This window comes from Novosphingobium kalidii (genome assembly GCF_040534015.1).
GTDB lineage: Bacteria > Pseudomonadota > Alphaproteobacteria > Sphingomonadales > Sphingomonadaceae > Novosphingobium > Novosphingobium kalidii.
This window is the reverse complement of record NZ_JBEWLY010000022.1, coordinates 37,782-53,746: the sequence shown is the minus strand read 5'-3', so window position 1 is coordinate 53,746 and position 15,965 is coordinate 37,782. Positions and strand designations below refer to the sequence as shown.

18 protein-coding genes are annotated in these 15,965 nt (G+C 63.5%); 10 read left to right on the top strand and 8 right to left on the bottom strand.

Features of this window, described 5'->3' with window-relative positions:
* On the top strand, positions 1-723 hold a 723-nt coding region (locus ABVV53_RS13875; protein ID WP_353985018.1), incomplete at its 5' end, for an SDR family oxidoreductase.
* Between the two features lie 107 nt (positions 724-830).
* Here the strand turns inward: ABVV53_RS13875 and ABVV53_RS13870 are convergent.
* The gene (locus tag ABVV53_RS13870) at positions 831-1,211 is read right to left on the bottom strand and encodes a response regulator (protein WP_353985017.1); all 381 of its coding nucleotides are present in this window, start codon (positions 1,209-1,211) and stop codon (positions 831-833) included.
* A gap of 77 nt (positions 1,212-1,288) precedes the next feature.
* A complete protein-coding gene (locus tag ABVV53_RS13865) occupies positions 1,289-1,528 on the bottom strand; it encodes a hypothetical protein (protein ID WP_353985016.1) in 240 nt (79 codons plus the stop codon).
* Between the two features lie 458 nt (positions 1,529-1,986).
* Here ABVV53_RS13865 and ABVV53_RS13860 point away from each other — a divergent pair, with 458 nt between their 5' ends.
* The 9 genes from ABVV53_RS13860 to ABVV53_RS13820 all read left to right on the top strand — a co-directional run bounded on the left by ABVV53_RS13860 (position 1,987) and on the right by ABVV53_RS13820 (position 8,509).
* Positions 1,987-2,688 (top strand): recombinase family protein, encoded by a 702-nt coding sequence (locus tag ABVV53_RS13860; RefSeq protein WP_353985015.1) that lies wholly within the window; start codon positions 1,987-1,989, stop codon positions 2,686-2,688.
* 389 nt (positions 2,689-3,077) lie between these two features.
* Entirely contained in the window at positions 3,078-3,392 is a 315-nt protein-coding gene (locus ABVV53_RS13855; RefSeq protein ID WP_353985014.1) for a single-stranded DNA-binding protein, read from the top strand.
* Between the two features lie 107 nt (positions 3,393-3,499).
* Positions 3,500-3,751, top strand: coding sequence for a helix-turn-helix transcriptional regulator (locus tag ABVV53_RS13850; protein WP_353985013.1), 252 nt, complete (start codon positions 3,500-3,502; stop codon positions 3,749-3,751).
* Positions 3,752-3,761: 10 nt separating this feature from the next.
* Positions 3,762-4,229: a hypothetical protein gene (locus ABVV53_RS13845; protein WP_353985012.1), complete on the top strand. Its 468-nt coding sequence runs from the start codon at positions 3,762-3,764 to the stop codon at positions 4,227-4,229.
* Positions 4,230-4,253: 24 nt separating this feature from the next.
* Entirely contained in the window at positions 4,254-5,012 is a 759-nt protein-coding gene (locus ABVV53_RS13840) for a ParA family protein (RefSeq protein ID WP_353985011.1), read from the top strand.
* Complete coding sequence (locus tag ABVV53_RS13835; RefSeq protein ID WP_353985010.1) at positions 5,009-5,989, top strand: ParB/RepB/Spo0J family partition protein; 981 nt, start codon at positions 5,009-5,011, stop codon at positions 5,987-5,989. The genes ABVV53_RS13840 and ABVV53_RS13835 overlap by 4 nt, the downstream gene beginning before the upstream one ends.
* Before the next feature lie 181 nt (positions 5,990-6,170).
* A complete protein-coding gene (mobC, locus tag ABVV53_RS13830) occupies positions 6,171-6,716 on the top strand; it encodes a plasmid mobilization relaxosome protein MobC (protein ID WP_353985009.1) in 546 nt (181 codons plus the stop codon).
* Complete coding sequence (locus tag ABVV53_RS13825) at positions 6,703-7,743, top strand: relaxase/mobilization nuclease domain-containing protein (protein ID WP_353985008.1); 1,041 nt, start codon at positions 6,703-6,705, stop codon at positions 7,741-7,743. Before mobC ends, ABVV53_RS13825 begins: the two co-directional genes overlap by 14 nt.
* 133 nt (positions 7,744-7,876) lie before the next feature.
* Positions 7,877-8,509 (top strand): SOS response-associated peptidase family protein, encoded by a 633-nt coding sequence (locus ABVV53_RS13820; RefSeq protein WP_353985007.1) that lies wholly within the window; start codon positions 7,877-7,879, stop codon positions 8,507-8,509.
* 54 nt (positions 8,510-8,563) lie between these two features.
* Here ABVV53_RS13820 and ABVV53_RS13815 read toward each other — a convergent pair whose 3' ends face one another.
* The 6 genes from ABVV53_RS13815 to ABVV53_RS13790 all read right to left on the bottom strand — a co-directional run bounded on the left by ABVV53_RS13815 (position 8,564) and on the right by ABVV53_RS13790 (position 15,963).
* Positions 8,564-9,412 carry an energy transducer TonB gene (locus tag ABVV53_RS13815; RefSeq protein ID WP_353985006.1) on the bottom strand — a complete coding sequence of 283 codons (849 nt, stop codon included), beginning with the start codon at positions 9,410-9,412 and terminating at the stop codon, positions 8,564-8,566.
* Positions 9,409-9,831, bottom strand: a complete 423-nt coding sequence (locus ABVV53_RS13810; RefSeq protein WP_353985005.1) for a YbaN family protein — start codon at positions 9,829-9,831, stop codon at positions 9,409-9,411. The genes ABVV53_RS13815 and ABVV53_RS13810 overlap by 4 nt, the downstream gene beginning before the upstream one ends.
* Positions 9,815-10,411 carry a biliverdin-producing heme oxygenase gene (locus ABVV53_RS13805; protein ID WP_353985004.1) on the bottom strand — a complete coding sequence of 199 codons (597 nt, stop codon included), beginning with the start codon at positions 10,409-10,411 and terminating at the stop codon, positions 9,815-9,817. Before ABVV53_RS13805 ends, ABVV53_RS13810 begins: the two co-directional genes overlap by 17 nt.
* A gap of 46 nt (positions 10,412-10,457) precedes the next feature.
* Complete coding sequence (locus ABVV53_RS13800; RefSeq protein WP_353985003.1) at positions 10,458-11,969, bottom strand: surface lipoprotein assembly modifier; 1,512 nt, start codon at positions 11,967-11,969, stop codon at positions 10,458-10,460.
* Positions 11,970-12,070: 101 nt separating this feature from the next.
* On the bottom strand, positions 12,071-12,829 hold the full coding sequence (locus tag ABVV53_RS13795) for a Slam-dependent surface lipoprotein (RefSeq protein ID WP_353985002.1): 759 nt from the start codon (positions 12,827-12,829) through the stop codon (positions 12,071-12,073).
* A gap of 119 nt (positions 12,830-12,948) precedes the next feature.
* Positions 12,949-15,963, bottom strand: a complete 3,015-nt coding sequence (locus ABVV53_RS13790) for a TonB-dependent receptor (RefSeq protein ID WP_353985001.1) — start codon at positions 15,961-15,963, stop codon at positions 12,949-12,951.
* Between the last annotated feature and the right edge of the window lie 2 nt (positions 15,964-15,965).

Here is a 15,965-nt window from a genome sequence, read left to right as displayed (position 1 = left end):
GGTGCCAGTCGAGGGATTGGACGGGCTACAGCAATCCGCGCCGCTCGGGAGGGTTGGTCGGTGGCGGTGAACTACCGAACCGATCGCATAGCAGGCGATGCCACTCTGGCCGCCATACGAGACGTGGGCGCGCAAGCTGTCCTTGTTCCAGGCGACGTCACCTCTGAAACCGACGTCGCTCGGATGTTTCGGGAAGCCGAATCGGCCTTGGGTGTGCTGACGGGTGTGGTCATAAACGCGGGGATCGTCGCGCCTTCGCTGCGCCTCGTGGATATGGACGTGGACCGGCTACGGCGCATGTTCGAGGTGAACGTGCTCGGTGCCTACCTTACCGCTCGCGAGGCGGCGCGAGTACTCTTGCGCGGCGCGGGGGGCGCAGGCGGCTCGATCGTTCTCGTTTCCTCGGCGGCGGCGCGTCTCGGCTCGCCCTTTGAGTATGTCGATTATGCCGGTTCAAAGGCCGCGCTCGATACTCTGGCAGTCGGGCTGGCCAAGGAGCTTGCGGAAGACGGCGTTCGGGTCAACTCGGTTCGCCCTGGCATTATCACAACGAATATTCACGCGAGCGGCGGACAGCCGGACCGGGCCGAGCGCCTGGGCTCCGGCACTCCGATGGGACGCCCCGGCCTTCCCGAAGAGGTTGCCGAAGCCATCGTTTGGCTGTTGAGCGACGCGGCATCCTATGTGACGGGCTCGATCCTCGACGTCAGCGGAGGTCGCTAGGGCCACGAAGCGGAGGGTGACGCGCGGCAATCAGGTGTTTTGCGCCGCCTGAGCAGGCCCGTCAGCGTTTAGCGTATATCTGGGTCCGTTCTATGTCCTGACCCCAACTAAGTGTCCTCGAGCATCTGAGAAACGCGCAGGGTCACTTCATTGAGATCGTAGGGTTTGGCGATGAACTCGCCGTTCGCCGGGAGCTGCCCCGGATCGGGCCTTACGCGGCCTGATACGACCACCACACCAATCTCCGGCCATCGCTGATGAATTGTCGCAGTGAGAGCCAGGCCGTCGATGTCACCCGGCATTTCAATATCTGTAAGAACCACGCGAACGTCGTCGCGCGCGTCCAGCAGCTCCAGAGCCTCGGTAGCGTTGACCGCCTCAAACACCGTGAGCCCCGCGTCCTGCAGGGCATCCGCCACGCAGATGCGAAGGAGCCCTTCGTCCTCGACGACAAGAACGGCAAGGCTTTGGTCAGGTGATGGATTCATGTGGCGAGCCTCAATCCATAGCGTCGAGATTTTGCTATAAATCCCGACACGGCGCCAAGTTCCCTTTCAGGTGCAAATTAGGGGGCTTGATCCAGTTCTTTCATGGCGCGCTCGGCATTCAACAAAGCGAACTGCGCCGTGGAGGTCATGCCGCAATCGCACCGCTTATCGTGGGAATGGCTGACCTTCCAAGACCAGCGGCTCGCAGCGCGCGCGTGCCGCACGCTCAGCTCCCAATAGCCGCCATCGCGGGCCGCGACCGTCGCGCTATGGGGTATCCCGAGCGACCAGTGAATAACAGGCTCGTGATTGCTCACGGCGCATTCTCAGATTGACCGAGCGGCCTGGACGCACCGCTAGCGGCATCGATCGCCGCTTGAAGATGGCAGGCGGTAGTGCTCGCGCCCTCCCCCGCTTCATCGAGAAGCGCCAGTGCCATCTTCATTAGTGAGACGACTGTCTTTGTGTTATCCAACAAAACCGCCCGCGATTCTTCACATAATCACGGTGTATCGATCGATGGTTGCCAAGTCCATAAGAGAAGCCCGCCTGCGCCGCGCCGCTGGCGGGACTTCCCTTCCCAAGTCGGGTTCTCAAGCCCGGTGGCGGCCATCGCGCGGAACGGAGCCACACCGCACTTATCACGCAGCGAGGTTAGCCTGTCCACATGGCGCAAAATCCCGGCACGAGGCGGGTGGCGCAGTAGGGTTGCTCAATAGGGTTTTTGCGCCATGGCTTTCGCGCCTAGCGCGAAAGGTATACGTTGCGCGCCATGATGGCCCGTCGCAGCTCTGCCCCCTCCCCTGCCCCGCAGATCGCGCGGGTCTATTTGCGCGTCAGCACCGACGCTCAGGACTTGCGGCGTCAGGACGCGATCGCTGCCGACGCGAAGGCCGCTGGCTACTACGTCGCCGCCGTTTATCGCGAGAAGGCATCGGGTGCGCGGGCCGACCGCCCCGAGCTGCTACGCATGATCGCCGACCTTCAGCCGGGCGAAGTTGTGATCGCCGAGAAGATCGACCGGATAAGCCGCCTTCCGCTTGCCGAGGCGGAAAAGCTGGTCGCGACGATCCGGGAGCGCGGCGCGCGGCTCGCCGTTCCTGGCGTCGTCGACCTGACAGATCTTGCGGCCGACGCCGAAGGCATTGCCCGCATCGTCCTCGAATCTGTTCAGGACATGCTCTTGAAGATCGCCCTGCAGCTCGCCCACGATGACTACGAGGACCGCCGCGAGCGTCAGCGCCAAGGAATTGCACTGGCAAAGGCCGAGGGCCGCAGCGGGGGGCGCAAGAGCGACCGCGCGAAACATGCGCAGATCATCGCCTTGCGCGAGGCGGGCAAGAGCATTGCCCGAACCGCCGAACTTGCCGGGTGCGACCGCAGTACCGTCAAGCGGGTTTGGGCGGCGCATCGCGCCGCCCAGGAAGCGAAGGCCGAACCCGACCAAGCAAACAAGGCCGGTGTGCGGACTCGCTGACTTTCGGCGCTGTTCAGGCTCAAGGCGGTGGCACGTGCCACCACCCTCCCCTTCCGCCAACGGGCGAGCCCGAGCTTCCCGGGTGCGTGACGAGCCCGATCGAGCAATTCCATCTATCGCCTTGTCGGCCGCTAGCGGCAGTCGATGGCCGTCAAATGCCGGTGGCACGTGCCACCGCAGCCAGGCCGAAAAGCGTCTCTCGCAGGACGTGCCTTTGGGGCGTTGCTGTCTGACGGATAAGAACTCCGCTCAGACCCTAATGCGGGCAAGCAGAAAACCAGCCTTCGGCCTTGGGTTTCCGCAAGCGGACCCTCCCATTTTCAGCTTGCCCGCGGGCCCTCGCTCCATCCTGAAAAATCCGTCAGCAACGACCACCAAAGGAGACTACCATGCAGAATATCGCTGAATTTCGGATCATCGGCCGCGTTGGCGACGTGAAGCCGAGCGAAAACGTCACCCACGTTTCGGTTGCCGCAAACTATAACCGCAAGGACGGCGACGAGTGGAAGACTGACACGCTCTGGAACCGCGTCACTTTCTTCCGGCAACTGGCCGAGCGCGCCGGCGACCTGGGCAAGGGGGACCTGGTTCACATCGTCGGGCGGGTGCGCCAGAACAGCTACGAAGCCGATGGGGAAACCCGCTACACCGTGGATCTGATCGCGGACGGGCTCGGCATCCTGGCACGGGCAGGGGGCGAATAGCCCCTCCCCTCCCCCGACACGACGGGCGGCCATTCGGCCGCCCTTTTTTTGTGGACACTGCCACTCCGTAACCCTACTATCATTAGGGATAATATTGCGGAGATTGCATGGCGGCGAAGCTCTTCAATCGAGTGGCGTCGTTGCGCCGCGCGGCAGGGATGACACAGGCCGAGCTGGGGCGGGCCGTTGGTGTTACGCCCGAGACGATCGGCGCGATCGAGAACGGCCGCCAGGACGCGACACTACTCACGGCGCTTCGCATGGCCGCTGTCTTGCGAGCGCCAGTGCCGAACATCTTCCGGGAGCAGCCGTTCCCGAAGTTGGTCGGCTCCAACGGGGGCGAGAGCCAACCAACGTAGGAGGCTGCGAATGCCCAAGGAACCTGTACCGCTCGACGAGCTGCCGCTTGAGGTGCTGGCGCTCGAGCGAGACATGCCTGGTTTATCTGTTGAGCGGTCGAGCACTTGGCAGCGCCTGCGCGCCGCAGCCCGCAAGCTCGCCGATATGATCGGCGCCGGCGCGCGGATCGCTCGCTTAACCGCTATCGTGATCGTGGGCCTGCTGGCGCTCGCCATCGGGCTCGTTCTGCTGGCGCTTTTCATTGCGCTCTTCATTCTGCTGTCACGCGCCGTTGGTGTCCTCGAGGCGATTGCCTGCGTCGGCGGCATTGCTCTCGTCTGCGCGCTGCTACCGAATAGGCGCGGCGGGGCCATTGTTCACGCTGAGGGCGGTGCAGGCTTCGCGCCAGGCGATGAATTTTCGAATACGCGCATGATCCTCGGCACCGACTTTTCGCCGGCAGGCCAGGATCGTCACGAACGCTACTGGAATCACTGACGCCTCGCGGCGGGGAGACGAATTATGCGAACGATCGTAGTCACGAACGAGCGGGGAGGGATCGGTAAGACCACCCTTACTTGCCACATCGCTTGGCACCTGGCCGAGCAAGGCAAGCGCGTGGTGGTGCTGGACCTCGACAAGCAGTGCCACAGTGCAGGGATGCTGGCGGCCGAGTTCGAGCAGCTCGGGCCGATTCAATCCATCCTCGACTTCGAGCCCGACGACGAGCCGCCGGCGCTCGCTTGCTTCAAAAACACTCGGCAGGTTGTGGAGCTGACCACGGACGGCCCGCAGCAGCGTCAGCATATAGCCAGCTACGTCCGCGCCATTCGCGCCGGCCTTGCGCAGCACTACGATTATTGCGTCATCGACACGGCGCCGGCGTGGGATGGCCGGAATCTTATGGCGCTGATTGCGTCCGATTACGTCGCGGTGCCGCTGGACCCTGACAAGACCGCCCGACAGTCGCTCAGCGAAATTTCGCAGAGCATGCACCTTGCGAACAAAGTGCGAGGGGAGGGCAATCCCGCCCGTTTCGGCATCGTGTTCAACCGCGTTCAGGCAACGAGCGAGATTTCGCGGCAGCTCATGGACCGGATCACCCAGGCACTTCCCGCCAACGTCATCCCGCACACAATTCCGCATCGAGAGCATGTCCGCGAGGCAGCCTTGCTTGAGGTGCCGGTTTGGCGGCTCGCAAAAGACACGCGGCGTAGTGCGCCGATCGTGCGCGAGGTTGTGTCCTACATTGTCGATCAAGCCGAGAAGGAAGCCGCATGACCAAGGCAGCAGCTAAGCCGGTGAAGAAGAAGCTCGCCGACTTCAACATGGACGCTATGGATTTTTCAGCGGTCCCGGCAAACAGCGAATTCAAGGCAGCGGGTCGCTTCCAGCGCTTGCCGATCGCCGACATTGACCCCGACCCGTCGCAGGTCCGCACGGAGTTCGATCAGGCCGAGATTGAGGCGCTGGCAGCGACGATTGCACAGCGCGGCCTTCTGCAGCCGATCACGGTTTCGCCGACTCCCAACGGCCGTTACGTCATCCGCTATGGCGAACGGCGCTGGCGAGCGTGCAAGCATCTTGGACTCGACGCGATTGACGTCGTGCTGGACCAAGGCGAGGCCGAGCGCGACGTTGGCATTGACCAGTTCCTTGAGAACGAACAGCGCCAGAACCTAAACCTTGAGGACCGGGTGCGCTTTATAGCGGCACGTGTGGGCGATGATCTTTCGACGAAGGATCTATCCGAACGCATTGGCAAGCCGCATTCGGAAGTGAAGCGGCTCTATTCGCTTCGCACGCTGCCGGACGACATTCTTAAGGCGATGAAGGATTGCGCCACGCGCGCCGCCGCGGCCGTGAACCAGGCAGTCAAGATCGACGGCGATCGGACGCGGGCTTGGCTTTCCGAGAACGCGAACCCGAGCGTCGTCCAGGCCGAGCAGTTCCTTGCTTCGTTGCAGCCCGATCGCGTCGAGCGAGAGGGGAGGGTGGCCGACGAAGAGCCGACCGCTCGCAACATCGATGGCAGCGCGGGGGCCGAAGATGCAGCGGCCGAAGAACCGGTGTCGGAAGCGAACGGCAAACCGCTCGCCGAGGTCTACGCAACGAAAGAGGGGAGGGCACCCCGTCAGCCGAAGGAGCCCGACAGCGCGCCGGCGATTATCATTCAGGGCCGCCGAGGCGTCATTGTCAGCGGTCAGGTTTCAGTCCGCTTCGATGGTGAAAGCGAGCCTCAAAACTTCGAGTTCTAAACGCGATTTCACCATCAACGTTCAACCTGGTGCATTTTTGAAGCGGTGGCACATGCCACCGCTTTTTCTTTGCATGGGGGGTAGGTACATTGAAGGCAGGATAAGCCTTGCGGCGGCTTTTGTAGACCGCTAGGCTCGCAACTATCGTTTCGAGCTACGCGGTTGGAGATACCTACCCCCCATGCAAACGCTCAGCTTCAAGATCGAGCGTGACAAGATTGCGCAGCTCGACACGCTGGCGGAAGGAAGGGGAGGGCGTGGCCCATTCATGCGGCAGCTCGTCGACGCCGTGCTGCGACAGGCGGGCGCGGAGGTAAGCAATGCGCCAGTGCCGGAGCGCGAGAGCGCAGCGCATCGTCTCTACCTTCGGCCGACCCAAATGGAGCTGGCGGTTATTCGCCACCGTGCCCACGAGCGGCGTATGTCGCCGGCGACATGGGCAATGGCCCTTGTGCGCCGGCACCTGGGCATTGCTGCGCCTGTTGACCACGAGTTGCGCGAAGAGCTGTTGAACTGCCGTCAGGCGCTCCAACGCATCGGCATCAACGTCAATCAGATCGCACGGGCCGCGAACAAGATGGCGCTCGCCGATAACGCGGCTGAGATTGCCGAAGAGCTGCACGCCGTCAACGAGCTTCGCGGCGCGATCGGAGCGGCCGTTGAAGGCATCGGCGCCGCAACCAAGGGCGACCTGTCCTATTGGGAGGTTCCCGGTGAGCGACTTTGATTCCAGCTTCGAGGGGCGCTCGCTGGCGCAGCTCTTTCGGCCTCGCATGGTGTCGGACCCGAATGCCAAGGGCCTGGACCGGCTTCTTCGGCCGAGCGGCCCACGTCGGCCGAGTGGGCTAGGCGCGAAGGCGCGGCTTGGTCGCGTGGTCAGCCGTGCCCCGGAGGTCATGGTGAAAGTCACTGGACGGCCGAAGGGCAAGAACCACGTTGCCGCACACTTCGATTATATCGGCCGCAAGGGCGAACTGGCGCTTGAGCGGCGAGGGGGTGACATTCTTGCCGATCGCGAGACCCGCAACGAGGTCGCCGGCATGTGGGGTGATCCCGTGTATTGGCGGGACAATGCCACCACGGCCGCCGTCAGCATGATCTTTTCGATGCCCCAGGGCACAGATCCCGCCAAGGTCCTAGCGTCCGTTCGAGCCGTCGCACAGACGGAGATCGAAGACGAATGGGATTACGTCATGGCGCTGCACACCGATACACCTAGGCCGCACGTGCATTTGGCGGTTGCGGCGCGCGGAGACACCGGGCGGCGCTTCAATCCGCGTCCGCATACCTTGCACCACTTCCGGGAGCGCTTTGCCGAAGAGTTGCGCGCCAGGGGTGTGACGGCCGAGGCTACGCCGCGGGCCGCACGCGGCATCGGGCGCGCTGGACAAAGCATGGCACTCCATCAAATGCGGCAGCGCTTGAGGGCCGGGACTGCGATGCAGCCCCGTGCCAACCGCCAGTTCCGCGCGGCCGTTATTGACGACCATCAGCGCAAGACTCCGCCCCCGCCGTTCGTGAAGCGCAGTCAAGACTCCTGGGCCGAAGCTCGCCGCATCTATCTCGCCGCGGCCGACCAACTCGCCGGCAGTGGCGATCCGGACGACCGCAAGCTGGCCGATCAGGTGCGCGCGTTCGTGAGGGGAGGGCGAACCCCCACCGCTCATGAGCAGGCGCTTGCGGCGATCGAGCGAAGCGGCGAGCGCCAGCGTCAGCCGGAACGGCGGCCGAAGCCTCCAGATCGAACACGCTAGGCCGGTGGCACGTGCCACCGGCTATGCTGCGCGTCGAAGGCGGCAGCAGCCGAGCGGATTGTGGCGGGCAATGACTCTGGCTTGCCGCTAGGCGATGATACAAGCGATTTCGTTGGAGAACGCGTGAGGGCGCATGTGCAACCACTATAGGCTTCAGGCTGATTACGAACGTTTGATGCGCGGAATCCCTGGCCTCCATGAAGCGGCGGACGGCCTAACGGCAGGGATCGAACCCGAGCAGATCGACGTCTGGCCTACGCGGCCCAACGCGACGGAATTGGAGGCGGTGAAGTATCCCGGAACCGTCGTTCGCTGGGAAGGCGATCGGCAGGTTATCGATCGAATGGCCTGGGGCATTGTGACGACGATCAAGGGAGCGCGGGACCAGCCATTGAAGAAGGCGGTCACCAATGTTCGGAATCTCGCGAGTCCGCTCTGGAAAGGAACTCTCGCATCGCGTTCCCAACGATGCCTGGTTCCCTTCTCGCGCTTCGCAGAGCCGAAAATCGGAGAGGGGCGGGCCGAACATTGGTTCAGCGTCTCTGCGCGCCCTACGGCCTGTTTCGCGGGTATTTGGCGCGTATCCGAAGGCTTGCCGCGCTTCGCCTTCCTGACATGCGCCCCCAATCCGCTGGTCGCGCCGTTGCACCCGAAGGCGATGCCAGTGATCTTGCACGAGGACGATTATGACAGATGGATGGAAGGCGCCGATGCGGCCGAGCTGGCGCAGCCCTTTCCATCGCAACTAATGACGCTGGAAACCTAGTCGCGCGAGTGGTGGCACGTGCCACCGCTAAGCGTGACACCGGCGCACCGCAAGCTAGCGCAAGTAGAACTCTACCGGGATAGTCAGCTCGAGAACATCCGGCCTGTCGTCGGGAATCGCCGGCAGCGGCTGCGCACGTTTGAGAGTATCGAGCGCCGCCTGATCGAGCCCGTAATGGCCGGATTTTCGCGCTACGGACGCAGACAGAACCTGGCCGGCACGATTCATCGTAAAACGGATGTAGGTTGTGCCTTCCTGCCGCGAAGCGCGCGCACGCGCGGGGTACCGGCGAAATTGTTCGAGATGGGCGAGCAGCAAGGCCTCCCAATCCGGCGTGGCATTGTTGGACACCTGGCTTGCCGCGGGCGCCGTGATCCTTCGCGGTGCGGTGGTCTCCGGCACAACAGGGCCGGGGTCGACGATGTCAATGGGCGGGCGCGGCGGCGCGCTTGGAATACTGGGCCGGGGAAGTTGTACCAATGGCGGCGGCATCAGCGTGTCCGGAACCGGCTCAGGCTTCTTCTCTTGGCGCTCGACTTGTTCCGGGCCCGGGGCCACTTCGCGGACCGGCTCGGGGGGTGATGCGGTCGGCTGCAGATCGACGACTACCAGCGGCGGTGACGACTGCGTGACGGAGGGAGGGGTGACTATCCGCCAGGTGACAAGCGCCGCCGCGAGGATGAGCGCCGTGATCAGACCAGTTCCAAGCAGACCGAACAGGCGTGTGCGCCAGCTCGTTGGCTGGTCGCAATAGCGACCGCCGTGCGCCCATGGCGTCTTATCGGCCATCGGAGATCTAGCCGTTCGATCGTCATTGCGGTGCATCGTGACGACGTCGCCGGAGAAGGCTCCGCTGTCATAATCCTCAGCGTCGAGACGTTCATCCAATCGGGCGTATCTCATCGGCTGTCCCTCGGTAACGGGCGGCTTAGAATCCAGGCGCAGCTCGCAAGCATGATCGTGGCGACGGCCATCGCTGCGATCGCGCCGGGACGCGCCATCCACCAGAATACGAGATAGCCGATCGTCATGCCGATGCAGGCGGCAAGCTTCGCCTCGCCCGGCACCGCGCCTTCGTTCCGCCAAGCGCGAAGGCTGGGGCCGAAGCGAGGGTGTTGCAGTAGCCAGGTCTCGAGGCGCGGCGAGGATCGAGCGAAGCAACCCGCCGCCAGGATCATGAATATCGTCGTCGGCATCAGGGGCACCACCGCACCGATGAATCCCAGGACGATGCAGATGAAGCCGAGCAGCAGCCATCCCGTGCGGACCATACGGCCGCCGCGGACCAGCTTGTCGGCCGACGATTCAGCCAAGGTGCGCATCGATATGATTAAGGACGCGCACGAAGGCCGCGATAGCCCCGTCAGTGACGCGGCCATCTTCGGCCGCGTTCAGGGCCACACTGTCGAGCGCGCTGGTGAAGGTGCGCCAGTGCTGCGCCGGTCCTTCAGGCGCGGGAGCAAGATGCCGTGCGCCGTGATGATCCGACAAACCGAGCTTGGCCGCTTCCTTGCGGAGCAGGGCCGCGCCCATGTTCGAGCCTTCCACGACGTAGAGCCACCCGAGCGCGGTGGGCACATCCAGTGTGCCGTCCGGCGCGAAGTTGGGGGTGGCCGCTATTGGTGGCTCAGTCTGCAGGTCGGCGAGGTCCGCAGTCACGAGCGGCAGGCGCTGGCGCGATCTCAAGTCCGGGATCAGTGCCTGCAGCCGTGCATCCTCGTAAAGCGCGGCTACGTCGCGGTGGAAGCGATACTGGACCGCCAGAAATCTCTTGTAGCCGTCGAGGTCTTCGAAGGAGGCAGCCGACATGATCGAACGATCAACCCCCTCGTGAACATCATGAGTAAGCGCCTTGAGCCGCTTCGCGCGGCTTGTGGGCGCATCGGCGATGGTCGCGGTCATTGGCATGTCGCTCCTGTTCAGTGGTGATGATGGGTGCCGCGCGCTGTTAGAAGGCATGGCTGAGCCTCAGGCTGGCGGTGGTGCGGTCGTAGGAATAGAGCCAGTCGATGTTGCTCTTGATGCGGTTGTGCTGGACCACGAGTTCGGGCACGAGGCCGGCGAATTTCAGTGCGGGGACGCGCGCAATCGCGGTGGCATTGAACTGATCGTCCTCGCGCTGCGCCTCGAAGAGTTCGCTGTAGGCGCGGTATTTGCGATGCCGGTACGAGCCCAGCAGGAGAAGGCTCGCACGCTCGCCAAATGCCTTGTTGACCCCGACGCGAACGCCAAGCTGGCGGTAGGAATCAACCGGATCGTCGGTATCTTTTGCCGCGAAATCCGGGCCTCCGAACAACGTCCAGCTCGAGGACAGCGAATACCATCCCGTAAGATTGATATCCGCCAGAGGGCCGCTCTGCGCATCGTAGGCCTTCAGCCGATAGCGAAAATCTCGGTAGTTGCCCTCAAGCCGGAGCATCGCGCGGGGCGAAACGGAATACGTCCATTCCGCGTTCACGCCGGGAGCATCGTAAAGCACGGATGATCCGAGCGAGCCGAGCTCGAACGACGGGGATAACGAGGCGTTGTGCCGCGCGGTCTGGTGTTGGTATCCGATCCGCGCGATCGCCGTGACCTGCGAATAGTCGTGATGGTCGGGGTAGACGTCGCCGAACAATAGGCCACGGACTCTGATGCCGTGATGACCGCCGAGCGGTACATCGCGCCCCAGCGTGGCCTCAAAATTGATGCCTGCCGCCTTGATCGGGTCGGGCACCTTGCGGTCGAAGAGGCATGTTCCGTCGTCGGCTTCCAGCAGACAGGTGTAGCTTGCCGAGGACTGGTTCAGATTGGTGCTGTAGCTCGGCCCGATGGCGATGGTGCCTTGCCAACCGCGCCTGCGCTTCAGCGCGTTCAGAAATGCGTCCACTGTGCGCCGCACGCCGGCGGCCTTGTCCCCTTCCTCGGCCAGAAGTGCGCGCGCGCTTTCGAAGGCGCGGCGTGCCTCCCGGTCCTTGCGATTTTCAAACAGGACGCGTGAGAGTTCGAGCTGACCAAGAAGGAAGCCTGGCTGCAGCGTCAGCAGCTCGCGGTAGTGCTGTTCTGCAACGCCCAGGTCGCCGCCTTGTCGCGCGAGGCCCCCTTTTGCGTAATGGACAAGCATGGGATCGTGATCGGGGAAGCGCTCATAGGCGGCGAGGAAGCGGCGAGCGTCCTGCCATTGCTGGCGCTCGACAGAGATGTAGAGCGCCTTGCCCATGTCATGGACATTGTCGTCGACGGCGTAGGTCTGGCCGTCGATCTCGAGCGAGGTTGGCGGGCCGAAAGGATCGGCGTCCTCCAACAGCTCGGTTTCGGTGTCGCGTTTCTGCCGCTCAATCTGTTGATCGAGGCGGATGCGCGTATCCTGATCGGTCGTCGCTTGGCCTGAGGCGGTAGTGGGAGCGGCCATTGCGCCGAGGCACAGGAACGCGCCCCCAACGCTCTGTGCGAGGCGGATTTGCCATGCTGATGCGTACATGATCGATCTAGGGGGCAATCGCGGCGCTCATTCCGAAGCTTGAAAGGAGGGGCCAGAGCCGGAGGGAAATTGCGGCTCTGGCCCCAGTCATTCAGGGACGATCAGTTCTTCGTGCCGCCGAATGCCGTATTGAGCTGGCGGTTGCCGGTGAACGTAGCGATGCCGGCGAGCGCCGCGGCATTGCTGCCGAAGAATGTGCCCGTGACATTGCCGCCCGTAACGGTTCCGCCAGATGTCGTGGCGCTGGCGGTTCCGCTCCCGGTGAAGTTCGCACCCGAGATCGTGGTGGTGCCGGTGTTCACGGTGAGGCCGCCCCCGGTGAGGCTACCGCTCAACGTACCGCCGCCGCTGCCGTTGAACGTCGCGTTGAACGTACCGCTGAGAAGGCCGCGGGTCGTGTAGTCGCTGATGCCGTTGACCGAGTAGGTCGCGGAGTGTGCACTCGGTGCGACGGTGGTCGCATTGCTGCCGGCATAATAGACGGTATGATTGCCGGTGGTAGCGCTTCCGTTGTTCGACCATTCACCGAACCAAACCTGGTTCGAGCCGACGCGCGCAAAGCTGAAGTAGCCTTGGTCGGGGTGCTGTGGGTTTTGTGCGGGAGTGATAGTCGTCACCCCGCCCACGGGCGGCACAAAGACCTGCAGCGTCTGGAAGTCAGCTTTCTGACTTCCGGTGGAGCTGCCGGGGAAGCCGATGCCGGGCCGGCCGGGGACATGCGGCGGCGGCGCATTGCTCGCACCGACTTCTACATTGCTCGTGTCGCTCGACGCGCCCACGACCTGGGCGTGCGCGCTGCTGGCCAGCGTCGCGGATGCCAGCAAAGCGGCGGCCGCCAATTTGAGATGTACATTTCTCATGCTACTTCTCCTACTCGTTGGAGCGCCTGACCATTCAGGCGCCTTCATCCAGGGTCGCCGCCAGCGCCACGGTTCGTCGAAGGATTGCTTGGCGTGGTGGCGGCCCTGAATCTCGTGCATCAGAATCGTCCCGTGAGGCTGAGCCGAACGGTCCGGCCAGGAGCCGGATTGAGCGAGCGCGTCAGCGGGTCGAGATAGAAGCGATCGGTGAGGTTCGTCCCGACGAGTTCGGCGGTGAAGCGCTCATCGAGGCGGAATTTCACAAAGGCATCGAAGGTGAGAATTTCGCCCCAGCTATAGGGGATGTTCAGTCCGATTCCGCCGATGCGCTCTTCAACGAAGCTGTCGAACGAAGGGTTGTCGTATTCGCTGTACCAGACCACGCGCCCGCCCACCTCAAGGCGGCGGTCAAGGAAGCGGCCGCCGGCAGTGAGGTTGACCGACGTTTCGGGGGTTGCCTGCGTCAGCAAGTAGCTTCGAACGAAGCCATACTTGACGCAGTCCGGCACGCGGCCCTGGCTAGGATCGGCCAACACCGCAACACTCTCGTCGCAGACCTCGTTCTTGGTCATATGGGCGGCGCCGAGATCGGCGAAGAAGCGGCCGTTGTCGAAGCGGGCCTGCAGTTCGAAGCCGGCGATTACCTGCCGGTCGATGTTGGTGAACATGAGCTGGTTGTCGCGCTCGATCACATTCCGAGTGGTGTTGTGATACCAGCTCAGCTTGAGGTCGGCGTGCTGGTCCTCGCCGCCAAGCCTGAATAGCGGGCGCAGGTCCTGTATCCATGCGAGCTCCCACGACTGCACGCGCTCGGGCTTCAGATCCTCGAGCGGATTGAGCGAAGCGGAAAAGCCCACCGTGCTCTCGAACATGCTCGGGAAGCGCCAGGCTTTCGCATAGCGTGCGTAGATCCGGCTCGTGTCGGTCAGATAGGCCGTTGCCGAGATCGAGGGCGCCCAGCCATCGCCCGACATTCGCTTCGCTTCGGTTACGTAGACGAAGTCGCTGTTTGACGTGGTGGCTGTGCACCAACCGGTGAAATTCGCCACCGTGCTGGTAAAGCCGTTGAGACAGATGTTGCCGGAACGCCGGAAATTTCCGTTGGCATCCGGTTCCCAGACTGGACCCGCTATGGTGCGCTCCAGGCCGTCTTCCATGACGCGATAGAAGGTGTTGTAGCTTGTCTGTATGACCCTGAGTATCGAACCGTCATTTCGCTCGAGCAGCTCGGGCAGAAAATCGTCCTTTGCCCAATAGCCGGAGTAGGTGAGCCCGGCGTTCAGCTTGAGGAAGCTGACAGGCCGCCATTCCCCACTCAGATTGAGCGAGTATTCCTCGCGCCGTCCGGCGCGGGGGTACTGGCGAAAGCCGTTGGCGATCGCGGTGGAATACTCGTCGTCCGAGCGCAGCTTCTCGTGCTGCCAGTGGCCTTCCAGAACGACGTCGAGCGTCGAGGACAGCTTGAACAGGTTGCTGGCGTTGACGCCAATCCGATTGTTGCGTGCGTTCGTGAGGGCGCTGTTGATGATGATCGGATCATCGTAGGCGGCGGAATTGGGGAAGCCCCCCGCCGTGTAGGTATCGCTGACGCTGTGGGTTCCCCAAAGCCTCGCCTGGAGGTCGATCCACGGGCTGTCCGGCTGCCATTTGTATTCTGCATTATAGGCCTGGATGTGGACCTTGCTTTCCGGCCATTGGATGTTGCCGAAGCCGGTGGCATTCATGATCCGCGAGGGCATCACCTCGCCGTAGCTTGATCGGCTGTCGCGAAAGCCGAGCTGCAGCGCCTGATCGTCTGCGATGCGCCAGGTGCCCTTGAGCAGGAAGGATTCCAGCTCGCTCGAGGTGTTCGGTACTTCGTAGCCCGGCTCGTGAAAGAGGCCGATCACCCGGACATAGTTCTCGGCGCGAATGGCCCCGAACGCAGGTAGGCGGTCCTCCTGCTGGTAGTAACCCGCGCCGTTCTTCCCGGAGAAGTAGTTGCCGCGCTCGCGATAGGCATAGGCGCCGAAGAGATCGAAGTCGCCGATGCGCCCGGCGGCCGCGAGCCGGATGGCCCGGTCACCAAGCGAGAAGAATTCGTTGTCGTCCGGCGAGCGTAGCGTGACCCTCAAGGAAGGGTCGCCGTAGGGGAACATCGGCAACGCAATGCCGCCGCCATTGTCCAGAAAGCCCGGGACGTCGCGATAGTCCTGCCCGGTGAGCAAGGTCGGCCAGCGCGGCTTGGTGGAGTTGTTGCCGCCCTCCAGGCGCAACTCAATGCCGAAGGTCTCACCTGGCTTGAGAATATCGGCGGCGTCGAGCGTGTTGACGACGACGGCGCCGCCGATCGAGCTGTTGACCCCCCGAACCGACACCGGGCCCTTGAGCACTTCCACGCCGGCGATAAGGCTAGGGTCAATGTAGCTGCGGTTGGCGGCGCCATTGTAGCCGCGCCAGACCGTCAGGGCCTGCTCGGTTCCATCGATAATGACCGGAACGCGCCCCGGCCCCTGAATGCCGCGAATGCTGGGATCGAGCGCGCCGCTGTTGCGAGGATCGCCGCTGAATACGTTGACCATGCCCTTGAGGACATCGGAAGGTGTCACCCCCTTGTACCGCTCGACCTCTTCTTTGCCAGCGAAGGTGGACGAGAGATCGCGGTCGTAGACCTGGTCGTGCCGGAGCGCGTCACGCTGCGCCCCGGTCTCTCCGGCAGTTGTGGTCTCGCCCTCGACGCGAAGGGAATCCAGCGCGATCGAGCCGGAGGCGTCCTGATCGGCCGCGGCGGTCGACACCCGGCGAACGGAAACGATTCCATCGTCAATCCGCGCTACAAGGCCGGTGGCCGCCAACAGGCGGTCCAGTGCCTGCGAAGGCGTCATTGTCCCCCTGACGCCTTGCGCTGAAATCCCTCGGACCTGGCTCGCGTCGACGCTAACCTGCAGGCCCGATTGCCGCCCGAACTCAGTCAGCGCCTCGTCGACTGGTTGCGGCGCGATGTCGAACGGCCGCGCCTGTTCCGAAGCTGCGGCCGGCGCCTGCGCCTGTGCGGCCATTGGTACGCTCACCACCCCGAGCGCTGCCGAGGCGAGCAACGCGCTTGCCCCCCATCGGCGCTTTGTAGATCCCTTGAAGGTTCCCCCCGAATTCACGT